Below are 22,257 nucleotides of genomic sequence, written 5' to 3' on the forward strand. Positions count from 1 at the left end.
GATCGGAAAATGCGCAGGTCAAAGGCTTTGAGACGGGAGTTCGAGTGGTGAGTCGTGCGGAATGGGCCGCCTCGACAGTTAGCTTAGGGAATGCTAACTTCGTGAGGCTAACCTCAGGCGGAATTTGCCAATGGCGACCTTGACTTCAGGAGACGGCGCGGGCGTGGAACGCGGTGAAATCGGCATGCTGGCGGCTGCGCCCCGAGCATCCCGGACAGACGGCAGAGTAGATGGTGACGTCGTCAGCAGGTTTGCCACCTGCTGCCGCGCGCTCGGCATCGCGGTCTACGAGCGGCAGCGGCCGGCCGACCTGAGTGCGGCGCGCTCGGGATTCAGCGCGCTCACCCGCATCGCTCACGAGCAGTGCGACGCATGGACCGGCCTGGCCGCTGCCGGCGACACCTCCAGGCAGGTGCTCGAGCAGGTGTCGCGGACCGCCGCCACGGCCGGGGTACTCCAGCGCCAGGTCGAACTGGTGCCGGGGGCACTCGGGTTCCGTTACGACACCGGGCTGTATCTGCAATTGCGGGCCACCACGCCCGACGACTTCCACCTCGCCTACGCGGCGGCACTGGCCGCCGAGCGTCAGTTCGCGGTGGCCGACGAGATCGTCAGCCGCATCAGTGAGCGCCGCCCCAAGTTGCGCGAGGCCCGGTGGATCTCTGTCGTCATCAACTATCGCGCCGAGCGCTGGTCGGACGTGGTCAAGCTGCTGACCCCGATCGTCAACGACCCGGGCCTGGACGAGGCCTTCGCGCATGCGGTGAAGATCACCCTGGGCACCGCGCTGGCCCGGCTGGGCATGTTCGCCCCGGCGTTGTCGTACCTGGAAGAGCCCGAGGGCCCCATCGCCGTGGCCGCGGTCGATGGTGCGCTGGCTAAGGCTCTGGCACTGCGTGCGCACGTCGACGAGGAGGCGGCCAGCGAGGTACTGCACGAGCTGTACGCGGCCAATCCGGAGAACGAGGAGATCGAGCAGGCGCTGTCCGACCCGAGCTTTGGGATCGTCACCACCACCGCGGCGCGCATCGAGGCCCGCATCGACCCGTGGGACCCCGACACCGAGCCCAGCGACGCAGATTTCGTCGACCCGGGCGCGCGCGAACGTAAGGCCACCCTGCTGGCCGAGGCCGAAGTCCAGCTCAATGACTTCATCGGCCTGGACGAGGTCAAGAACCAGGTGTCGCGGCTCAAGAGTTCCGTCGCGATGGCCGTACTGCGCCAGCAGCGTGGCCTCACCGTTGCGCAGCGCACCCACCACCTGGTGTTCGCCGGCCCACCCGGGACGGGCAAGACCACCATCGCGCGTGTCGTGGCGAAGATCTACTGCGGGTTGGGCCTGCTGAAGCGGGAGAACATCCGCGAGGTGCATCGTGCGGACCTGATCGGCCAGCACATCGGCGAGACCGAAGCCAAGACGAACGCGATCATCGACAGCGCCCTGGACGGCGTGCTGTTCCTCGACGAGGCTTACGCGCTGGTGGCCACCGGAGCCAAGAACGACTTCGGATTGGTGGCCATCGACACGTTGCTGGCCCGCATGGAGAACGACCGCGACCGGCTGGTGGTCATCATTGCCGGGTACCGCGCAGACCTGGACAAGTTCCTCGACACCAATGAGGGCCTGCGGTCCCGGTTCACCCGCAGTATCGACTTCCCGTCCTACCAGCCATCCGAACTGACCGAGATCGCGAATCTGATGGCGCAGCAACGGGATAGCGTGTTCGAGCAGGCCGCTCTCGATGACATGCAGCGACTGTTCACCCACCTGGCCGAGACGTCGTCGCCCGACAGCAACGGCATCGCGCGGCGCAACCTCGACATCGCCGGCAACGGCCGGTTCGTCCGGAACGTGGTCGAGCGCTCGGAGGAGGAACGCGAATTCCGCCTCGACCATTCAGAGCAGGCCGGTACGGGTGAATTCACCGATGAGGAATTGATGACGATCACCGCACAAGATGTCGGCAACACCGTCGCCCCGCTGCTGCGCGGGCTGGGACTGTCGGTGCCGGCATGAGTAAGAGCGAGTATGACGACGAGCGCGACGAGCGGCGTTCCTTCGCTTCCCGCACGCCGGTCAATGAGAACCCGGAGCAGGTGCACTACCGGCGCGGTTTCGTCACCCGCCATCAGGTGACCGGCTGGCGGTTCGTGATGCGCCGCATCGCTTCGGGAATCGCATTGCACGACACCAGGATGCTGGTCGACCCGTTGCGGACCCAGTCGCGCGCGGTGCTGATGGGTGTGCTGCTGCTGGTCACCGGACTGCTTGGCTGCTTTGTGTTTTCGTTGATCCGCCCGAACGGGCAGGTGGGCAACAACACGGTGCTGGCCGACCGCTCCACCGCGGCGCTGTACGTGCGCGTCGGAGACCAGCTGCACCCGGTCCTCAACCTCACCTCGGCCCGGCTGATCGCCGGCCAGCCGGTCAACCCCACCACCGTGAAAAGTGCTGAGCTGGACCGGTTTCCGCGAGGCAACCTGATCGGCATTCCGGGCGCCCCGGAACGCATGGTGCAGAACACCTCTCGCGATGCCGCCTGGACGGTGTGCGACGGGGTCAGCGGCCAGCCCGGGCGCGGCGCGCGCAGCACGGGCGTGACCGTCATCGCCGGGCAGCCCGTCAGTGAGGGCGCCCGCGCGGCCGCGATCAGTGCCGGCCAGGTGATCCTGGTGGACGCCGCCTCTTCCGGAGGGAACGGGACGTGGCTGCTGTGGGACGGCAAGCGCAGCCGGATCGATCTGGCCGACCACGCGGTCACCAACGCCCTGGGCCTGGGTACCGACGTGCCCGCGCCGCGACCCGTCGCCGCCGGTCTGTTCAACGCGATCCCCGAGTCGCCGCCGCTGGCCGCCCCGCTGATCCCGAATGCCGGTGTTCCTGCGGGGTTCGCCGTGCCCGCCCCGATCGGCGGAGTGGTGGTGTCGTACGCGGTGGACCGCAGTGCGGCGGACACCGTCACCTACTACGCGGTGCTGCCCGACGGTCTGCAACCGATCTCACCGGTGCTGGCGGCCATCCTGCGCAACACGAATTCCTATGGGCTGCAGCAACCTCCGCGGCTGGGTGCCGACGACATCGCCAAGCTGCCGGTGTCGCGGATGTTGGACTCCGCTCGCTATCCGGGTCAGCCGGTGACGCTGGTCAACGCGGACAGCAGTCCGATCACCTGCGCGTTCTGGAGCAAGCCCGCCGGGGCCGCCACCAGCTCGCTGAGCCTGTTGGCGGGATCGGCACTGCCGGTGCGCGACGGGTTGCGCACCGTCGAATTGGTCGGCGGTGGAGCCAAAGTCGCGCTCGCTCCCGGCACTGGATACTTCACCCAGACCGTGGGTGGCGGCGCCGCGGCACCGGCCACCGGGTCGTTGTTCTGGGTTTCCGACACCGGGGTCCGGTACGGCATCGACAACGAGTCCGACGGCCGCTCCGGAGCTACCGGTCGCAGCAAAACGGTTGAGGCCCTTGGTCTTGCGGCGCCGCCGCTGGGCATCCCGTGGTCCATCCTGTCCTTGTTCGCACCCGGTCCGACACTGTCGCGCGCCGATGCGCTGTTAGCGCATGACGGCCTGCCGCCCGACAGCCGGCCCGGCCACCCGGTATCCGCCGAAGGGGAGCCCCGATGAGCAGACTGATCTTCGAGGCGCGTCGGCGGCTGACGCCGCCCAGCGCCCGCAAAGGCACCATCACCATCGAGGCCCCGCCGGAACTGCCCCGGGCGATTCCGCCGTCGCTGTTCCGCCGCGCAATGCCGTACCTGATCGGCATCCTGATCGTGGGCATGATTGTGGCGTTGTTCGCCACCGGCATGAAGGTGATCTCTCCGCAGACGCTGTTCTTCCCGTTCGTGCTGTTGCTGGCCGCTACTGCGCTCTACCGGGGCAACGACAACAAGATGCGCACCGAGGAGGTCGACGCCGAACGCGCCGATTATCTGCGCTACCTCTCGGTGGTGCGAGACAACATCCGGGCCCAGGCGGCCGAGCAGCGCGCGGCCGCGCAGTGGTCGCACCCGGAGCCGCACACGTTGGCCGCGGTGCCCGGGTCCCGCCGCCAGTGGGAGCGCGACCCGCACGACCCGGACTTCCTGGTGCTGCGCGCCGGCCGCCACTCGGCGCCACTGGCCACCGCGCTGCGGGTCAACGACACCGCCGACGAGATCGACCTGGAACCGGTGTCGCACAGCGCATTACGCAGTCTGCTGGACACCCAGCGCACGGTTCGCGACATACCGACGGGAATCGACCTGGCCAAGGTCTCCCGCATCACCGTGCTCGGGGACACCGGGCAGGTGCGCGCGGCGGTGCGCGCCTGGATAGCTCAGGCGGTCACCTGGCACGACCCGACGGTGCTCGGCGTGGCGCTGGCCACCCACGACCTGGAGGGCGAGGACTGGTCGTGGCTGAAATGGTTGCCGCACGCCGACATCCCGGGTCGCCTCGACGGCGTCGGGCCCGCCCGCTATCTGACCGACGACGCCGACGAACTGGCGGACCTGCTCGCTCCGGCGCTGGACGACCGACCGGCGTTCACCGGCCGGCCGGTAGATGCGTTGCGGCACTTGCTGATCGTGGTGGACGACCCCGACTATGACCTGAACGTCTCGGCGTTGGGCGCGGGCCGCGCCGGCGTCACCGTCGTGCATCTCTCCGACAAGGAGCCGCACCGGGAGCAGTACTCCGACCCGGAGAAGCCGATCGTGCGGGTCGCAGGCGGCGCCATCGAACGATGGCAGACCGGTGGCTGGCAACCGTACATCGACGACGCCGACGAATTCAGCGCGCACGAGGCCGCCCACCTGGCCCGCCGGTTGTCGCGCTGGGATTCCAACCCGACGCACACCGGGCTGCGGTCGGCGGCCACCCGCGGCGCCAACTTCACGACGCTGCTGGGTATTTCGGATGCGTCGCAGCTGGACGTGCCCGCCCTGTGGGCGCCACGAAACCGCGACGACGAGTTGCGCGTCCCGATCGGCGTCACCGCCACGGGTGAGCCGCTGATGTTCGACCTGAAGGACGAGGCCGAGGGCGGTATGGGTCCGCACGGCCTGATGATCGGTATGACGGGTTCCGGCAAGTCGCAGACCCTGATGTCGATTCTGTTGGCGCTGTTGACCACTCACTCCGCGGACCGGCTGATCGTCATCTACGCCGATTTCAAGGGTGAGGCCGGCGCCGACAGCTTCCGCAACTTCCCGCAGGTCGTTGCGGTGATCTCGAACATGGCCGAGAAGAAGTCGCTGGCCGACCGGTTCGCCGACACCCTGCGGGGCGAGGTGGCCCGGCGCGAGATGCTGCTGCGCGAGGCCGGCCGCAAGGTGCAGGGCAGCGCGTTCAACTCGGTCACCGAGTACGAAGCCGCTCGCGACTCGGGAGCCAACGGCGCATTCGACTTGGCGCCCATCCCAACACTTTTCGTGGTGGCCGACGAGTTCACCCTGATGCTCGCCGACCATCCGGAATATGCCGAGCTGTTCGACTACGTGGCGCGCAAGGGCCGTTCGTTCCGCATCCACATCCTGTTCGCCTCCCAGACGCTGGATGTCGGGAAGATCAAGGACATCGACAAGAACACCTCATACCGGATAGGTCTGAAGGTGGCCAGCCCCAGCGTGTCTCGCCAGATCATCGGCGTGGAAGATGCCTACCACATCGAATCGGGCAAGGAGCACAAGGGCATCGGGTTCCTGGTGCCGGCGCCCGGCGCCGCCCCGATCAAGTTCCGGTCGACCTACGTCGACGGCATCTACGAACCGCCCCAGGCGGCGAAAACCATGGTGGTGCAGTCCATCCCGGAGCCGAAACTGTTCCCGGCCGGAGCGGTGGAGCCGGATCCCGGCACGGTGATCTCCGGTATCGACGAGGACGAGCCGATCGGGCCGCCGCGCAAGCTGATCGCGACTATCGGCGAACAGTTGGCCGGCTACGGGCCGCACGCGCCGCAGCTGTGGCTGCCGCCGCTGGACGAGCCGATCCCGCTGACGGCGGCGCTGGCGCGGTCCGGTGTGCCGCCCCGGCAATGGCGCTGGCCGCTCGGTGAGGTCGACAAGCCGTTCGAGATGCGCCGCGACCCGCTGGTCTTCGATGCCACGTCCTCGGCCGGCAACATGGTGATCCACGGTGGTCCCAAGTCCGGGAAAACGACTGCGCTGCAGACATTCATCATGTCCGCCGCCAGCCTGCACTCGCCGCGCGACGTCACCTTCTACTGCTTGGACTACGGCGGCGGTCAGCTCCGCGCGCTGGAGGGGCTGGCGCATGTCGGCGGCGTCGCGACGGCGCTCGAGCCCGAACGCATCCGCCGCACCTTCGGCGAGCTGGAGCAGCTGCTGCTGGCCCGTCAGCGCCGGGAGGCGTTCCGGGACCGGCAGGGCAACGGCAACGGATCGGTGACCAACGACGGCTTCGGCGAGGTGTTCCTGGTCATCGACAACCTGTACGGCTTCGGTCGCGACAACGTCGACCAGTTCAACACCCGGAACCCGTTGCTGGCGAGGGTGACCGAGCTCGTGAACGGCGGTCTCGCTTACGGCATCCACGTGGTCGTCACCACGCCGAGTTGGCTGGAGGTGCCGCTGGCGATGCGCGACGGCCTGGGGCTGCGACTGGAGCTCAAGTTGCATGACGCCCGCGACAGCAATGTGCGGGTGACGGGAGCCCTGCACCGGCCGGCCGAGGCGATCCCGCACGACCAGCCGGGGCGCGGGCTGACCATGGCCGCCCAGCATTTCCTGTTCGCCGAACCGGAATTGGACCAGATCCCCGTGATCAACGCTCGCTACCCGGGCCAGACGGCGCCGCCGGTGCGGTTGCTGCCCACCAACCTGGCTCCGGAAGCGGTCGGCGCGCTGTATCGGGGCCCGGAGCAGATCGTGCTCGGCCAGCGCGAAGAGGATCTGGCGGCGGTGGTGCACGACTTCGCCGAGCACCCGCTGTTGATGGTGTTCGGGGACAGCAAGTCCGGCAAGACCACCCTGCTGCGCCACATCATCCGCACCGTCCGGGAGAATTCGACCGCCGACTCGGTGGCCTTCACGGTGCTCGACCGTCGTCTGCACCTGGTCGACGAGCCGCTTTTCCCGGACAACGAGTACACCGCCAACATCGACCGGATCACCCCTGCGATGATCGGGCTGGCCAACCTCATCGAGTCACGCCGGCCGCCGGCCGGCCTGTCGCCGGCCGAGTTGTCGCGATGGAGCTATCAGGGCCACACCCACTACCTGATCATCGATGACGTCGACCAGGTCCCCGATTCGGCGGCTGTCAGCGGACCGTTCGTCGGGCAGCGGCCCTGGACGCCGCTGATCGGATTGCTGGGCCAGGCAAGCGATCTGGGTCTTCGGGTGATCGTCACCGGACGTGCGTCCGGCTCGGCGCACGCGTTGATGACCAACCCGCTGTTGCGCAGATTCAACGACCTGCAGGCGACCACGCTGATGCTGGCCGGCAATCCGCAGGACAGCGGCAAGATCCGCGGCCAGCGGTTCAGCCGCCTGCCGGCGGGCCGCGGAATTCTGTTGTCCGACAGCGACACCCCGACATTTCTGCAGCTGGTCAATCCGATGGTCGGTGCGGCCGCGTTATTTGGTGATACGCAACAGGAGGGAAGTCAGTCATGACGTTGCGAGTGGTTCCGGAGGGACTGGCCAGTGCCAGCGCCGCGGTCGAGGCGCTGACGGCGAGGCTGGCTGCCGCGCATGCGAGTGCGGCGCCGTTGATCACCGCGGTGGTTCCGCCTGCGGCCGACCCGGTGTCGCTGCAGACTGCCGCGGGTTTCAGCGCGCAGGGCCAGGAGCACACGGCCGTTGCCGCCCAGGGTGTGGAGGAGTTGGGGCGTGCCGGCGTCGGCGTTGGCACGGCCGGCGCCAGCTACCTCGCCGGAGACGCGGCGGCCGCGGCGACCTACGGGATGGCCGGCGGCTGATGAGCTCTCTCCTGGGAGTGCGGCCGAGAGGAAGGGGGAGCCGGAAGTCGGCGAGATGACTTACCGAGCAAGCAATTCTGATTCAAAACAAGGGAAGGAAGATCTATGAGTTTGTTGGACGCTCATATTCCGCAGCTGGTGTCGTCGCAGTCGGCGTTCAGCGCCAAGGCGGGGCTGATGCGGCACACGATCGGTCAGGCCGAGCAGGCGGCGATGTCGGCGCAGGCTTTCCACCAGGGTGAGTCCTCGGCGGCGTTTCAGGCTGCCCACGCCCGTTTCGTGGAGGTCGCGGCCCGGGTCAACACCCTGCTTGACATCGCGCAGGCCAACCTCGGTGAGGCTGCCGGCACCTACGTGGCCGCCGATGCCGCCGCCGCGTCGTCTTACACCGGTTTCTGAGCCCGGCTTAGAAAGAGAGGATTGAACATGTCGCAGATCATGTACAACTACCCGGCCATGCTCGCGCACGCTGGGGACATGTCGGGCTACGCGGGCACGTTGCAGGGCCTGGGTGCCGACATCTCGGCCGAGCAAGCCGCGCTGCACAACGCCTGGCAGGGTGACACCGGCGTGACGTATCAGGCGTGGCAGGTGCAGTGGAACCAGGCCATGGAGGACCTGGTGCGCGCCTACCAGGCGATGGCCAGCACCCACGAAGCCAACACCATGTCGATGATGGCCCGGGACGCCGCCGAAGCCGCCAAGTGGGGCGGTTAGTCGCATTTAGATGGACGCTTCGCCCAATGCCGTTGAGCTGACGGTCGATCAGGCGTGGTTCATTGCGGAAACCGTTGGGGCGGGCAGCTTTCCCTGGGTGCTCGCCATCACCACGCCGTATCGCGATGCCGCGCAACGAACCGCGTTCTTCGAACGTCAGGCCGAAGAGCTGACCCGGATGGGTGTGATGACACCGGGCCAGCCTTGCGGCGTCGTCAATCCGGTGATCGCCGACTGGATCAAAGTGGTCTGCTTTCCGGACCGGTGGCTCGACCTGCGTTACCTGGGACCCGGTTCGGCGACCGACGCCGGCGACATGCTGCGCGGCATCGTCGCTCAGCGCGCCGGCGTCACCGTGGTCGCGTTGCGCAGCGCGCAGTTGGTCACGTTCACCGTGATGGACATCGACGACCCGAGGGCGCTGGTTCCGGTGCTGGGCGTCGGACTGATGCAACGGCCGCCCGCCCGATTCGAGGAGTTCAGCATGCCGACCCGGGTGGGCGCCCGGGCCGACGAGCGACTGCGGGCCGGCGAACCGCTCGCGGAAGTCCTTGACTACCTGGGCATCCCGGTCTCGGCGCGCGCCGTGGTGGAGTCGGTGTTCACCGGTCCCCGCAGCTACGTCGAAGTCGTGGCCGGCTGCAACCGCGATGGCAGGCACGCCACCACCGAAGTCGGGCTCAGCATCATCGACACCGCCGCCGGGCGGGTACTGGTCAGTCCGTCCCGGGCCTTTGACGGCGAATGGGTTTCCACGTTCAGTCCCGGCACACCGTTCGCGACCGCCGTCGCGATCGAACAACTCACGTCCTTCCTGCCGGGCGGGGAATGGTTCCCCGGCCACCGGTTATCGCGAGACTTCTCCACCCAAAGTTCATAGCAAGCAGAAAGAGAGCACGATGTTCCAGCAACGGCCCCAGCAGCTTTGGTGGGTTCAGTGACGTCCGGCACCGTTATGCCGATCGTCCGCGTCGCCATTCTCGCGGACAGCCGGTTGACGGAGATGGCATTGCCCACCGAGTTGCCGCTGCGCGAAATCCTGCCGGCGGTACAGCGTCTGGTGGTTCCCACGGCCGGCAACGGTGACAGCGCCGACGGCGCCGCAGCCGCCCCCTACCTGAGCCTGGCCCCGATCGGTGGAGCACCGTTCAGTCTGGATGCGAGCCTGGACACCGTCGGAGTCGTCGACGGGGATCTGCTTGCCCTGCAGCCGGTGCCGACGGGCCCCGCCGCCCCGGGAATCGTCGAAGACATCGCCGACGCCGCCATGATCTTCTCGGCCTCGCGGCGTAACCCCTGGGGCGTCAAGCAGATTCAGCGCGGCGCGCTGGTCGCGGTGATCGCTGTGACGCTGCTGGCCACCGGCTTGTCGGTGGCTCACCGGGTCGCCACCGGCGCGCTCGCCGGTTTGGTCGCGGTCAGCGCGCTCGCGGCTGTCGTCGCGATCACCGGCTTGCTGAGCACCGGCCGTTCCCCGCGCACGGGCGTCGCGTTGTCGATTACGGCGCTGGTGCCGATCGCGGCGGCGCTGGCGCTGGCGGTGCCCGGCAGGTTCGGAGCGGCGCAGGTGTTGTTGGCCGCTGCCGGTGTCGCCGCATGGTCGCTGATCGCCCTGATCGTCCCCAGCACCGAACGAGAGCGCGCGGTCGGCTTTTTCACCGCCTCGGCGGTGGTCGGCCTTGCCGTCGCATTGGCGGCCGGGGCCGAAATGCTCTGGCGGCTGCCGATACTGACTCTTGGTTGCGGTCTGATCGTCGCGGCGCTGTTGATCACGATCCAGGCGGCTCAGCTTTCCGCGCTGTGGGCGCGGTTCCCGCTGCCGGTGATTCCGGCGCCCGGGGATCCCACGCCGTCGGCGCCGTCGTTGCGTGTGCTGGAGGACCTGCCACGCCGGGTGCGGATCAGCGACGCCCACCAGAACGGTTTCATCGCCGCCGCCGTCCTGCTCGGCGTCCTGGGCTCGGTGGCGATCGCGCTGCGGCCCGAAACGCTGAGCATCGCGGGCTGGTATGTGGTGGCGGCGGCTTCGGCGGCGGCCGCGCTGCGGGCGCGGGTATGGGATTCGGCCGCGTGCAAGGCGTGGCTGTTGGCCCAGCCGTTCCTGGTGGCCGGCGCGTTGTTGGTGTTCTATGCCGCGACCGGACGTTTCGTCGGCGCCTTCGCCGCGGTGCTGGTGCTGACGGTGCTCGTGCTGGCCTGGGTCGTGGTGGCACTGAACCCGTCGATCGCCTCGCCGGACAGCTACTCACTGCCGCTGCGCCGGTTGGTGGGTTTCGTCGCGGCCGGCCTCGACGCGTCCCTGATCCCGGTCATGGCGTTTCTGGTCGGTCTGTTCGCCTGGGTGCTCAATCGATGAGACGTGCCGCTGGATTGGGTTGCTGCACGGCACTTCTGGTGCTGATGCAGGGCCCGGTGATCGCGGTGGCGCCGCCGGCGCTGGCCGTCAGCCCGCCGGTGGTGGACGCTGCGGCGCAACCGCCGAGCGGGTCGCCGGGGCCGGTGCAGACAATGGAGCAGCGCGGCCCGTGCAGCGTCTCCGGCGTCATCCCGGGCAGCGACCCGGGCACGCCGACACCCAGCCAGACCCTGCTGAATCTCCCTGCGGCATGGCAGTTCTCCCGTGGTGAGGGCCAGCTGGTGGCCATCATCGACACCGGCGTGCGCCCGGGCCCGCGGCTGAACAATGTGGATGCCGGCGGCGACTTCGTGGAGTCCACCGACGGCCTGACCGATTGCGACGGGCACGGCACGCTCGTCGCCGGCATCGTCGCAGGCCAGCCCGGAGACGACGGGTTCTCCGGTGTGGCGCCGGCGGCACGGCTGCTGTCGCTGCGGGTGACGTCGGCCAAGTTCTCCCCGCGCACCCCGGGCGGTGACCCGACGCTGGCGCGGGCGGCCATCGACATCGAGGCGCTGGCCCGCGCCATTGTGCACGCGGCCGATCGCGGCGCCCGGGTCATCAACATCTCCGCGATCACCTGCCTGCCGGCCGACCGCACCGTGGACCAGGCCGCGCTGGGAGCGGCGATCAAGTATGCGGCGGTGGACAAGGACGTCGTGATCGTGGCCGCCGCGGGCAACAGCGGCCCGACCGGATCGGTCGCCGGCGGCACATCGTGCGACTCCAACCCGCTCACCGACCTGAGCCGCCCCAGCGATCCGCGCAACTGGGCCGGCGTCACGTCGGTCTCCGTCCCGTCGTGGTGGCAGCCCTACGTGCTGTCGGCGGCCTCCGTCTCATCTGACGGCCGCCCCTCGAAGTTCACTATGGCCGGTCCGTGGGTCGGCATCGCCGCGCCGGGGGAGAACATCGCCTCGGTGAGCAACGCCGATGGCGGCGGTCTGGCCAACGGCCTGCCCGACGACCACCAGCAACTGATCCCACTCAGCGGCACCAGCTACGCGGCCGGTTATGTGTCCGGCGTCGCGGCGCTGGTCCGCGCCAAGTACCCGGACCTGCCGGCCGCCGAGGTGGTGCGCCGCCTCACCGCGACCGCGCAGAACGGTCCGCGGGATCCGTCCAACGTCGTCGGGGCCGGCACCCTGGATGCGGTAGCGGCGCTGACCTGGCAACTGTCACCGGCTGCCGGCGGGGCACCGGCCCCGGCATCGGTCAAGCCGGTCGCCGTGCCGCCGTCCGCGGCGCCCGAGGACACCACACCGCGCAACGTCGCACTCGCCGGAGCCGGCGTGCTGACGTTGCTCGTCATCATCACCGCAGCGACGGTGGCGGTAGTGCGCCGCCGGAAGGAGTCCACTCCGTGAGCCATTCGATTCCCGCGCCGGGGGCCGCCAGGATCAGTCTGGCGCTGCTGGCCGTGGTGCCGGCCGCGTTAGCTTTTTCTGGAGCCTTTTCCGGGGCCTACCCGTGGCAGTCCACCCGGGCCTACTGGTTGATCGGCATCGCCGTGGCGGCGCTGATCCTGCTCTTCGGGTGGTGGCGCGGGCTGCACTTCACCACCATCCTGCGCCGTCGGCTGGCCATCGTCAGCCGCGGTGGCCGGCCGGTGCCCGAGCCCGATGCGAACACGCGAACCACCGCGTTGCTGCGGTTGGGCCCGGCGTCGTCGGCGACCGGCGCGTTGCCGCTGCCGCTGGTCGAGCGCTACTTGAACTGCTACGGCATCCGTGCGGACGGCATCCGAATCACCAGTCGCCACAACGGATCAGGTGCCACGGAAACCTGGATCGGCCTGACGCTGTCGGCTGTCGACAACCTGGCCGCGCTGCAGGCCCGGTCGGCCCGTATTCCGTTGCACGAGACCGCCGAGGTCGCTGCCCGCCGGCTCGCCGACCATCTGCGGGAGATCGGCTTCGACGCCAACACCGTTGCCGCCGAGGATGTTCCGGAGGTGTTGTCGTTCGAGTCCGGCAGCACCGCCCGCGAAACATGGCGTTCGGTGCAGCAGGGCAGCTCGGATTATGTTGCGGCATACCGGATCAGAGTCGATGACGGGTTGCCTGAGACGCTCGCCGACGTGCGGGCGCAGCAGGCGCGAGAGATCTGGACGGCGCTGGAGATCGCGGACTCGGGAACCCATCACACGGTGGCCGCGGCCTGCGCGCTGCGCACCGACGCCGCTCCGGGCGGCACCGCCCCGGTGACCGGCCTGACCTTGGAGCGGGGAAACCAGCGACCGGCGCTGCAGGCGCTGGACCCGTTGTCCACCCGCCGGCTCGACGGTCACGCGCAGTTGCCCGCGGACCTGCTGCAGCGGTTGGACTGGCCGGCTGCGCAAGGCCAGTCAGAGACGCTCAGTCGTACATGAACTGATGCAGGAACGGCGTCATCCGGCGTAGGTAGTCCAGCTGGCTCACGTGCAGCACGTGGCTGCCGGGGAACCAGTGCAGCGCGCAGCGGTCCCAGTGCTTCCACAGGGCGACCGCGTGCTCCGGCGGAGCCATCCGGTCGCCCAGGCCGGTGATGATCATCCGGCGGTCCTTGGACAGCAGCGGCTGATAGTTCAGCGGGCCGTGATAGGCCAGCCCGGCCTGTAATTCGTCGTTGCTGATGCTGGTCAGCCACCGACCGAACTTGATGAACGTGCTGGCCGGGAACCACTCGTCGAACAGGTCGCCGGGCGTGATGACGGGACAGTTGGGGATGACCGCCTCGAGCCGGTCGTCGACGGAAGCTATCAGCGCCGAGGTGTACCCGCCGAGTGAAAGTCCAGTCAGCGCAATCCGTTCCACGCCGGTGCCCTGCAGATAGTCCACCACGGACCGGAAGTCGTGCACGGCCTGGGCCATCGCCTCGGCGAAACCGCTCAACCCACTGGCGAAGTAGCCGAAACCGCTGAACGGCGAATACTTCTCGGCTCGTTTGCCATGAAACGGCAACGTGTACAACAACACGTCGTAGCCCGAGCGGAAATACCAGGGCAGTGAGAAGAACAGACCGTTGAAGAGATACGAAGACCCCATGAACCCGTGAATCACGCACAACGTGGGGCGGGGCCCGTCGTCGTGACGCCAATGTTGGGCCCGCACCATGTTGTTGGCGGACAGCGCGCTCCACCGCTTGCGCATGGCGGGGTTGATCGCCCGGAAGCTGCTGGGGAACAAGATGTTGTCGATGGTGGCCAGGGCGACTCGCTGCGCGAGCGGACTGGCATGCCGGGTCACGTTTTTCGGCGGTTCCAGCGGAGCCGGGAAGGACAGGCGCGGGTCGCGCTCGGCGCCGAGTTCGGCGTAGAACTTCAGCTTGTCGCGCTCGCTGCCGGAATCGCCACGCCGCAGATTGCTGCTGACGACCACCGGCGCCACGGTGGCAGCCAGTAGCGCCGATGCGGTGGTACGCAGCGCGACATCGCTGATCGCCGAGGCCTCCACCACCACACGCTGACGGGGTGACAGGGTCGAGCGGGCAGGCAGTCCCTCGACTCCGACGTCGCCGCCGGGTACGTCGGGTATGGGCAGGGGAGGGCTGATCGGATCAGCGTCACCGACCAGGTCCGAAATCTCAGACATCCTCTCGATCGTAACGCGCTGAATGCGGCGGATGCCGGGACTTTCGACAGGCTCGTCAATAATTGACACCCCGATGGACGCGCATTGTGGGGCCGTCCGGTAATACGGTTTGTTGGTGACACCCTTAATTTGTTGTTGACACCTCTGGGTGTAGGTGTCGATCAGGAGGACCGACATGTGGGATCCCGACGTCTACCTGGCTTTTGCGGATCATCGCAGCCGGCCGTTCTACGACTTGTTGTCGCGGGTGGGCGCGGACCGGGCGCGGCGGGTGGTCGACCTCGGTTGTGGCCCCGGCCACCTGACCCGGCACCTCGCCAAGCGCTGGCCGGAAGCGGTGATCGAGGCCATCGACAGCTCTCCGGAGATGGTGGCGGCGGCCCGTGAACGTGGGATCGAAGCCGTCGCCGGAGACCTGCGCAACTGGAAGCCGCAGCCGGACACCGACGTCGTGGTCAGCAACGCGGCGCTGCACTGGGTGCCCGAGCACTCCGACCTGCTGCTCAAATGGGTCGGCCAGCTTCCAGGCGGGTCCTGGATCGCCGTTCAGATCCCCGGTAACTTCGACACTCCCTCCCACGCCGCCGTGCGCGCGCTGGCGCGTCGGGAGCCCTACGCAAAGATCATGCGCGACATACCGTTTCGGGTAGGTGCCGTGGTACATCCGCCCACCCATTACGCGGACCTGCTGATGGACGCCGGCTGCCGGGTCGACGCGTGGGAGACCACCTATCTACACCAGCTGACCGGCGAGCACCCGGTGCTGGAGTGGATCACCGGCACCGCGCTGGTGCCGGTGCGCGAGCGCCTCGACGACGACGGCTTCGACCAATTCCGAAGTGAGCTGATCCCGTTGCTGGACGACGCCTATCCGCCCCGCGCCGACGGCACGACGATCTTCCCGTTCCGACGGCTGTTCATCGTGGCGCAGGTCGACGGGCGCCGCTCAGCTGGTTAACCCGGGCTCGATCTCTTCCTCGATGCCGCGGTCCACGGCGATCGCCGAGCGGCTGGTCGGCGTCGCGCGATGGATCTGCAGATATGTTTCGGTGTAGCGCACCGAGATCCGGGTGCCGGCGAACTCCGAAGGGATCACATCGCCGGTGCGCTGGCGCCAATCGTGCAGCCGCACGGCAAGATCGGCGGCAATGGCGTCGGAGTCCCCGGTCGCGTCATCGAGAAGATTCGTCGTCTCGGTGGGATCCGCGCGCAGATCGTAGAGTTCGCGCTCCGGCCGGGGTGTCTTGACGAAGGGAGCCACCGCAATTCCGGACGGGCTCTCCTCGATGTCCCACGGCAGGTCCAGCAGCGGGCGGGGTACGTAGTTCTCGATGTAGCTGAAGTCCTTGGTGCGGATCGCCCGGATCGGGTCGAACGAGTCGTGGTAGGTCTTCGTGGTGTACACGTGGTCGCGGACCGGGGTGATCTCCTCGGGTGCGAACAACGCATCCGCGTGCGACACGCCGTCGACGTCGGCAGGTACCTCCATGCCCAGCAGTCCGAGCAGTGTGGGCAGCAGGTCGACGCCGCTGAACAACTCGTCGTACACCCGTGGCGCCACGCCGAGGCCGGTGGGTGGCCGGATGATCAGAGCGATGCCGGTCCCCGCGTCGTACAAGGTGGACTTCGCGCGTGGGAACGCCGGGCCGTGGTCGGTGAAGAACACCACCCAGGTGCTGGCATCCAGACCGGTCTGCGCCAGCGTGTCCAGGATTCGGCCGACCGCGGCATCTGCGGTGGTGATGGAGCCGTAGAAGTCGGCGAGATCGCCGCGGACCTCGGGCGTGTCGGGCAGGTAGTCCGGTAGCTCGACGGTCGCGCTGTCGGCCGGTTGGTATCGGTCGTGCGGATACGGTCGGTGGGTCTCGAAGAACCCGGCCGTCAGCAGGAACGGTTGGCCGGACAGGTCTGCGGGGCTGTCCTGCAGCCATTCCTGAACTCTCTCCACCACGTATTCGCAGTAGGAGTTCGACACGTCGAACTCGTCGAACCCCAGCCGCTTGGGATAGGACGTCTCGTGCTGCATGCCGAAAAGGGCCGAGTAATAGCCTGATTCGGAAAGCAGCTGGGGCAGGGTGCGCACATCGGTGCGGTATTCCCAGCCGTGGTGGGCCAATCCGAGCAGGCCGTTGGTCTGCGGGTAGCGCCCGGTGAACAGGGAGCCGCGCGAGGGCGAGCACAGTGGCGCGGTGGCGTGGGCGCGGGTGAACAGGATGCTCTCGGCGGCGAGGCGGTCCAGACGCGGGCTCGACACATCCGGGTGGCCGTAGACACCGAGATACCGCCCGAGGTCGTGCCAGTGCACGAGCAGAACGTTCTGCGCAGCCGCTCCTGAGTCACCCATTCACACCGTCCCTTCGTCTTGAGGAGTCTGCCATCGATTCTCCGAGACGAACTCCCGCAGCGGTCTTGCCGAGGTCCAGCCGTCCAACTCCAGTGCGGGCCGGTCCGGGAACTCAGGCACCGGTCCCACGCAGAGAATGGCCACCGGCTCGGCGCCGGCCGGCATCCCCAGCAAAGCGGCCAACCGGTCGGGATCGAACAGCGACACCCAGCCCACTCCCAGGCCCTCGCACCGGGCCGCCAGCCAGAGGTTCTGGATCGCACACGACACCGACGCGAGATCCATCTGGGGCAGCGTGCGCCGGCCGAAGATGTGGGCCTCTCGGTCGTCGCACAGCGCCACCACCAGCAGCTCTGCGCACTCGAGAACGCCTTCGACCTTCAGTGCCAGGAATTCGGCCTCGCGTGCCCCAAGGGCCGCCGCGGTCAGCGCGCGCTCGGCGTCGACAAGCGCGTGAATGCGCCGCCGGAGATCCTGGTCGGTGACCCGGATGAAGCGCCACGGCTGCATCAGACCCACGCTGGGCGCAGCGTGCGCGGCCTGCAGCAGACGTGCCAGCACCTCCTCGGACACCTGCTCGCCGCGCACGAAGCGACGCATGTCGCGCCGCTCGGAGATCACCCGGTACACGGCGCGACGCTCGGCGGCGGTGTACGAGTGATCGGTCACCCGGTCATCGTAGAAACGTCACCGTAGAAACAAGGTCACGGGCTGTAGGTGACGCCCACTGCCCGGAAGACGTACTCCGGCGGCACATCGAACGACATCGATCGCCGCGGCAGGCGGGCCAGCACATCCTCGTCGATGGTGTCCTTGAAGTGCAGGGAGAGATGGCCGTGGAAGCGCTCGTCGACCGCCGCGGTATCCACATCGACTTGCAATCCCGTCGCGGAAATCTCCGCCTTCGCCGCACCCTCCTGCGCTTCGTCCCAGCGGACATCCACGACCCGGCCGGCCAGCTTGGGCACCACCGACATCGTTGCGAGTACCCGTTGTTGGGTCAGCGCCAGGGACCCCACGTAGCTGGCGATGGTGCCCTGCGAGCGCAGGCCCGGGATGGAGCCGCTGAATCGCCGGGTGACCGCAACGAATTCGGCGAGGTGGATCAGGCCCTCGGATTCCACCTGCGCGTGCAGGTCCGCGGGCAACTTACCGACGCCGAACAACCTACGGAGAATCACGGGCATAACGCCAGTATGGGTCCGATTGGCGTTCGTTGCACCGAGCCTGTATCGATGTAGCCGATGACCAGCCCACGAAGTGTCCGACGCCTTTCGTGGTCTGCCTGGCTGGTGTTCGCCGCGGTGGCGCTCTACGCCGCGCTGTGGGTGGGGCACCGGCAGCACTGGGGCTGGCTGCACGAGTTCGACTGGGCGCTGCTGAACCCGGCGCACGACATCGGGATCAAGCACGCGGGCTGGGTGCGGTTCTGGGTCATCGTGTCCTTCGTGCTGGGCCCGATTCCATTGCGGCTGGTGACCCTCGCGGCCATGGTGTTCGCCCTGGTGCGACGACGGGTACGGATGGGGCTGCTGCTGATGCTGTGCGGGCCGCTGAACGGGTTCGTCACGCTGGTGGCCAAGAACCTGGCCGGGCGGCCGCGACCGACCACCGCCCTGGTGTACGCGACCGAGACGTCGTTTCCGTCCGGGCACGCGCTCGAGGCGATGTGCAGTCTGCTGGCGCTGCTGGCACTGGGGTTGCCGATGATGAAAAGCGGGCCGGCGCGGGCTGTCGCGATGGTGCTGGCCGGCCTTGGTGTCTTCATCGTCGGCGTGGCCCGGGTGGCGCTGAACGTGCACCATCCCTCGGACGTGATCGCCGGCTGGGCGCTGGGCTATGTGTATTTCATGCTGTGTCTCTGGGGTTTTCGGCCCGGGTCACAACCCCGTGACCCAACCGGGTCTTAACCTTTACTTGACCCTTCGCCACGGCGGGTCTGACCATTGATCCATGCGCCGACTGCTCGCTCAGCTTTGTGCTGTCGTGTGCGCGTTCGTGATGGCAGGCCTGTCCGCACCGGTCGCCGGGGCCGCCGGCAATCCGTGGTTCGCGAACTCGGTCGGCAATGCGACACAAGTGGTTTCGGTGGTTTCGACCGGCGGGTCGAACGCGAAGATGGACATCTATCAACGCACCGCGGCCGGCTGGCAGCCGCTGAAGACGGGGATCCCCACCCACGTCGGCTCGGCGGGCATGGCCCCGCAGGCCAAGAGTGGTTACCCGGCCACTCCGATGGGTGTGTACAGCCTCGACTCGGCTTTCGGCACCGCACCCAATCCCGGTGGGGGACTGCCCTACACGCAGGTCGGACCGAACCACTGGTGGAGCGGGGACGACCACAGCCCCACTTTCAACAGCATGCAGGTGTGCCAGAAAGCCCAGTGTCCCTTCAACACCGGCGAAAGCGAGAACCTGCAGATCCCGCAGTACAAGCACGCCGTGGTGATGGGCGTCAACAAGAACAAGACGCCGGGAGGTGGCGCGGCGTTCTTCTTTCACACCACCGACGGCGGCCCCACCGAGGGCTGCGTGGCCATCGACGACGCCACGCTGGTGTCGATCATCAAATGGCTGCGGCCCGGCGCGGTTATCGCGATCGCCAAGTAGGCGAACGCTATTCGCTCACATCGGCACGGGCGCGGCCGGGTTTGACGTTGAACTTCAGGTCTGCCACCGACATCGTCGCCTCGTAGGTGCGGTCGTAGCCGGTCGCGCTGATCCGCCACCCGTCGGGGGTGCGCCGGTACTGGTCGCGGTAGAACGCCGCGCCGATCAACATGAAGTTGAACTCGGCGACGATCACCCGGTCCTGCAGATACCAGATTGCCGAGGCGGTATCGCCGTCGACGGTGATCTCCGGATGAGTGACGCGGTGCTCGGTGACGACACCAGGCCCCATGGCTGAGCTCAGGTACTCCACCAGGTCCTTGCGATTGTCGAAGTGCAGTTCCTTGCCCAGCGACGAGCCGTAGGCGCCGACGATGTCCTCGGTCATCGTCTCGGCGAACTCGTCCCAGTGCTTGGTATCCATCGCGCGCAGGTAGCGGTACTTGACTTGCTTGATCGCTTCGACATCTGCCACGGGGTATTCGGAGAGGCTCACCGGCTCATTGCAGCACATCGGGCCGGCCGCGGCGCGGGAGGGCCGGTAGCCAACCAGGCGGAACGCCGGCGAACCCGTTTTGTCAATGGTGCCGAATATACCTTTTCGGTGACGACACGGCATCGACCGTATACCAATGACATTGCCGCCGAACCACATTCACTGAGGTGGCGGCTAAGGTTAACGCTGGCTACCGACCCCCTATCGACGAAGGCATGGCTATATGTACGACCCGCTGGGGTTGTCGATCGGGACCATGAACCTGGTTGCGGCGGCGAACGGAAATTCTCCGGTCATCCGTCGCGCTGTGCTCACCCTGTATCCGCACTGCGCCCCGAAACTTGGTGTGTTCGGCGAGAATTCGGCCGAGCCCGGCACTCTGATGAGTGCCTTTGTGGAACGGATCGGCGACTCCGTGGCGCTGATCTCCCCGGACGGTTCCGCGCACGACCCGGACCTGCTCACGGTCGAGGCGCTGGACGCGATGGTGGTTGCCGCGGGCGCCGACGCGAGCTCCGCGGATATCACGATTGCCGTTCCCGCACATTGGAAACCGGGCGCCGTGCAGGCGTTGCGCAACGCACTGCGTACCCACGTCGGGTTTGTGCGCAGCGGCTTGCCGCCGCGCCTGGTGCCCGACGCGATCGCGGCGGTGACTGCGGTGAACGCCGAAGTGGGTGTTCCCACCGGAGGCGTGGTCGGGTTGCTCGATTTCGGTGGTTCCGGTACCTACATCACCCTGCTCGAGACCAAGGACGAATTCGAACCCGTCAGCGCCACAATGCGTTACGACGATTTTTCGGGAAATCAGATTGACCAGGCGTTGCTGCTGCACGTGATGGAAGAACTCGGTCTCACGGACATCGATGCGACCGGCACCGCCATGCTGGGTCAGCTCGGCACGCTCCGGGAGCAGTGCCGGGAGGCCAAGGAGCGGCTGTCCACCGACGCCGTCACCGAACTCGCCGCAGAACTCTCCGGCACCAGCCTCGAGCTGGAGCTCACCCGGGAGAAGTTCGACGACCTGATCGCCGACCGGCTGACCGGCCTCATCTACGCCTTCGACGACATGCTGGCGCGCAACAATTCAAGCTTCGCCGATCTGGCCGCGCTGGTGACGGTCGGTGGGGGCGCCCGCATTCCGCTTGTCAGTCAACGTCTTTCGTTCCACACCAGGCTGCCGGTGTTGACCGCGTCGGATCCGGTCAGCGCCGCCGCCAAGGGTGCCCTGCTACTGGCGACGCGCAATGAACTGATGGACCTGCGGACCCGCACCTCCGTCGGGCTGCTGGCGGGCGGGGCTCAAGCGGCCGGAGGGTCCGGCATCGGCGTGATCGACCTGCCGGCCGGTGACGTGCTGGTGATCGACCAGGACGCGTTGACCGATCGCGAGCTGGCCTGGTCGCAGACCGAGTTCCCCGAGGTGCCGACCCGCTTCCAGGGCGACTCCTACAACGAAGACGGCCCGTGCTTCTCGATGCGGCTCAACATCATCGACCCGCCGAAAGCACCGAAGCGCCGCATCCGGGTGTCGCAGCTGCTGATCGGCCTGTGCGCGGCGGTCGCCATGACCGCGGTCGGCGGGGTGGCGATCACGCTGACCGCCGTCGAGCAGCGTCACACCCACCGTCCGGCCCCCGTCGTGCCCAGCGTCGCGCCGCCGCCGGTGTCACCCAGCGCCAAGTTGCCCAACCCGATTCCGACCAGCCCGGCGGCGCCCAGCCCGCTGCCGCCGCCACCCAGCGAGGCGATGGCCCCCAGCCCGGCCGCACCCACCAGCGTCGAGACACCGCCGCCACCCCCGCCCCCGCCACCCTCGCCCCCGCCGTCCCCCGCGCTGACGACGACCAGGCCCGCCCCGGTCACCACCACACACCCCCCGGCTGCCACCACGACGCCGCCCACCTCGGAGCCGGCCCCTACCTCCGAGCCACCCAGCGCGGCCGAGGCCCCCAGCGCGGCGGAGACGCCGGCCACCTCGGAACCTCCGCCGGTGAAGATGACGACCCAGTGGCTGCACGTGCCGCTGCTCCCGCTGCCGATACCGATCCAGGTGCCGGCCAACCAGGTGCCGGCCAACCCCGCCCCGGCCAACCAGGTGCCGCAGAATGCCAACCCCCAGAACCCCTTCTCCTCGCCCGGAGGTCCCTGACCGGCGATTCTCATTTGAGCTTCATAGGAATTGCTCCCTACCTC

At 67.9% G+C, this 22,257-nt stretch carries 19 protein-coding genes; 14 read left to right on the plus strand and 5 right to left on the minus strand.

The window, feature by feature from the left end:
- Nucleotides 1–163: 163 nt before the first annotated feature.
- The 10 genes from eccA (at nt 164) to eccE (ending at nt 13,410) form a co-directional block, all read left to right on the plus strand.
- Nucleotides 164–2,017: a type VII secretion AAA-ATPase EccA gene (gene eccA / locus C0J29_RS03040; RefSeq protein WP_065166033.1), complete on the plus strand. Its 1,854-nt coding sequence runs from the start codon at nt 164–166 to the stop codon at nt 2,015–2,017.
- Nucleotides 2,014–3,624: a type VII secretion protein EccB gene (eccB, locus tag C0J29_RS03045; protein WP_065042861.1), complete on the plus strand. Its 1,611-nt coding sequence runs from the start codon at nt 2,014–2,016 to the stop codon at nt 3,622–3,624. The genes eccA and eccB overlap by 4 nt, the downstream gene beginning before the upstream one ends.
- Nucleotides 3,621–7,619 carry a type VII secretion protein EccCa gene (gene eccCa, locus C0J29_RS03050; RefSeq protein WP_120791487.1) on the plus strand — a complete coding sequence of 1,333 codons (3,999 nt, stop codon included), beginning with the start codon at nt 3,621–3,623 and terminating at the stop codon, nt 7,617–7,619. Before eccB ends, eccCa begins: the two co-directional genes overlap by 4 nt.
- Nucleotides 7,616–7,924 carry a PE family protein gene (locus tag C0J29_RS03055; protein ID WP_065042859.1) on the plus strand — a complete coding sequence of 103 codons (309 nt, stop codon included), beginning with the start codon at nt 7,616–7,618 and terminating at the stop codon, nt 7,922–7,924. The genes eccCa and C0J29_RS03055 overlap by 4 nt, the downstream gene beginning before the upstream one ends.
- Before the next feature lie 105 nt (nt 7,925–8,029).
- The gene (gene esxG / locus C0J29_RS03060; RefSeq protein ID WP_055580202.1) at nt 8,030–8,323 is read left to right on the plus strand and encodes a type VII secretion system protein EsxG; all 294 of its coding nucleotides are present in this window, start codon (nt 8,030–8,032) and stop codon (nt 8,321–8,323) included.
- 27 nt (nt 8,324–8,350) lie between these two features.
- A complete protein-coding gene (locus C0J29_RS03065) occupies nt 8,351–8,641 on the plus strand; it encodes a WXG100 family type VII secretion target (RefSeq protein WP_065042858.1) in 291 nt (96 codons plus the stop codon).
- A gap of 10 nt (nt 8,642–8,651) precedes the next feature.
- Entirely contained in the window at nt 8,652–9,521 is an 870-nt protein-coding gene (locus tag C0J29_RS03070; protein ID WP_065166023.1) for an ESX secretion-associated protein EspG, read from the plus strand.
- A 75-nt stretch (nt 9,522–9,596) separates the two neighbouring features.
- A complete protein-coding gene (gene eccD, locus C0J29_RS03075; RefSeq protein ID WP_120791488.1) occupies nt 9,597–10,997 on the plus strand; it encodes a type VII secretion integral membrane protein EccD in 1,401 nt (466 codons plus the stop codon).
- A gap of 44 nt (nt 10,998–11,041) precedes the next feature.
- Nucleotides 11,042–12,406 (plus strand): type VII secretion-associated serine protease mycosin, encoded by a 1,365-nt coding sequence (gene mycP / locus C0J29_RS03080; RefSeq protein WP_242460607.1) that lies wholly within the window; start codon nt 11,042–11,044, stop codon nt 12,404–12,406.
- On the plus strand, nt 12,403–13,410 hold the full coding sequence (gene eccE, locus C0J29_RS03085; RefSeq protein ID WP_120791490.1) for a type VII secretion protein EccE: 1,008 nt from the start codon (nt 12,403–12,405) through the stop codon (nt 13,408–13,410). The genes mycP and eccE overlap by 4 nt, the downstream gene beginning before the upstream one ends.
- Here the strand turns inward: eccE and C0J29_RS03090 are convergent.
- A complete protein-coding gene (locus C0J29_RS03090) occupies nt 13,397–14,611 on the minus strand; it encodes an alpha/beta hydrolase family protein (RefSeq protein WP_120791491.1) in 1,215 nt (404 codons plus the stop codon). The two genes, eccE and C0J29_RS03090, sit on opposite strands and share 14 nt — an antisense overlap.
- Nucleotides 14,612–14,786: 175 nt before the next feature.
- Between C0J29_RS03090 and C0J29_RS03095 the strand changes: the two genes are divergently transcribed.
- On the plus strand, nt 14,787–15,569 hold the full coding sequence (locus C0J29_RS03095; protein WP_065048994.1) for a trans-aconitate 2-methyltransferase: 783 nt from the start codon (nt 14,787–14,789) through the stop codon (nt 15,567–15,569).
- Here C0J29_RS03095 and C0J29_RS03100 read toward each other — a convergent pair.
- From C0J29_RS03100 to C0J29_RS03110, 3 genes are read right to left on the minus strand one after another with little or no spacing between them, the layout of a single operon-like run.
- Complete coding sequence (locus C0J29_RS03100; RefSeq protein ID WP_120791492.1) at nt 15,558–16,955, minus strand: sulfatase family protein; 1,398 nt, start codon at nt 16,953–16,955, stop codon at nt 15,558–15,560. The genes C0J29_RS03095 and C0J29_RS03100 overlap by 12 nt on opposite strands.
- Nucleotides 16,956–17,624, minus strand: coding sequence for a 5,6-dimethylbenzimidazole synthase (gene bluB / locus C0J29_RS03105; protein ID WP_120791493.1), 669 nt, complete (start codon nt 17,622–17,624; stop codon nt 16,956–16,958). It lies immediately after the preceding gene.
- A gap of 35 nt (nt 17,625–17,659) precedes the next feature.
- Entirely contained in the window at nt 17,660–18,142 is a 483-nt protein-coding gene (locus C0J29_RS03110; RefSeq protein WP_065048999.1) for a hypothetical protein, read from the minus strand.
- A gap of 57 nt (nt 18,143–18,199) precedes the next feature.
- Here C0J29_RS03110 and C0J29_RS03115 point away from each other — a divergent pair, with 57 nt between their 5' ends.
- Nucleotides 18,200–18,865: a phosphatase PAP2 family protein gene (locus tag C0J29_RS03115; RefSeq protein WP_120791494.1), complete on the plus strand. Its 666-nt coding sequence runs from the start codon at nt 18,200–18,202 to the stop codon at nt 18,863–18,865.
- Between the two features lie 43 nt (nt 18,866–18,908).
- Nucleotides 18,909–19,565: a L,D-transpeptidase family protein gene (locus C0J29_RS03120; protein ID WP_065049002.1), complete on the plus strand. Its 657-nt coding sequence runs from the start codon at nt 18,909–18,911 to the stop codon at nt 19,563–19,565.
- Between the two features lie 7 nt (nt 19,566–19,572).
- Here C0J29_RS03120 and C0J29_RS03125 read toward each other — a convergent pair whose 3' ends face one another.
- Nucleotides 19,573–20,079 carry a nuclear transport factor 2 family protein gene (locus C0J29_RS03125; RefSeq protein WP_065049004.1) on the minus strand — a complete coding sequence of 169 codons (507 nt, stop codon included), beginning with the start codon at nt 20,077–20,079 and terminating at the stop codon, nt 19,573–19,575.
- Nucleotides 20,080–20,284: 205 nt separating this feature from the next.
- Between C0J29_RS03125 and C0J29_RS03130 the strand changes: the two genes are divergently transcribed.
- A complete protein-coding gene (locus C0J29_RS03130; protein ID WP_120791495.1) occupies nt 20,285–22,213 on the plus strand; it encodes an Hsp70 family protein in 1,929 nt (642 codons plus the stop codon).
- Nucleotides 22,214–22,257: the final 44 nt, after the last annotated feature.

Origin of the sequence: Mycobacterium paragordonae, from assembly GCF_003614435.1 — a bacterium.
Taxonomy (GTDB): Bacteria; Actinomycetota; Actinomycetes; order Mycobacteriales; family Mycobacteriaceae; genus Mycobacterium; species Mycobacterium paragordonae.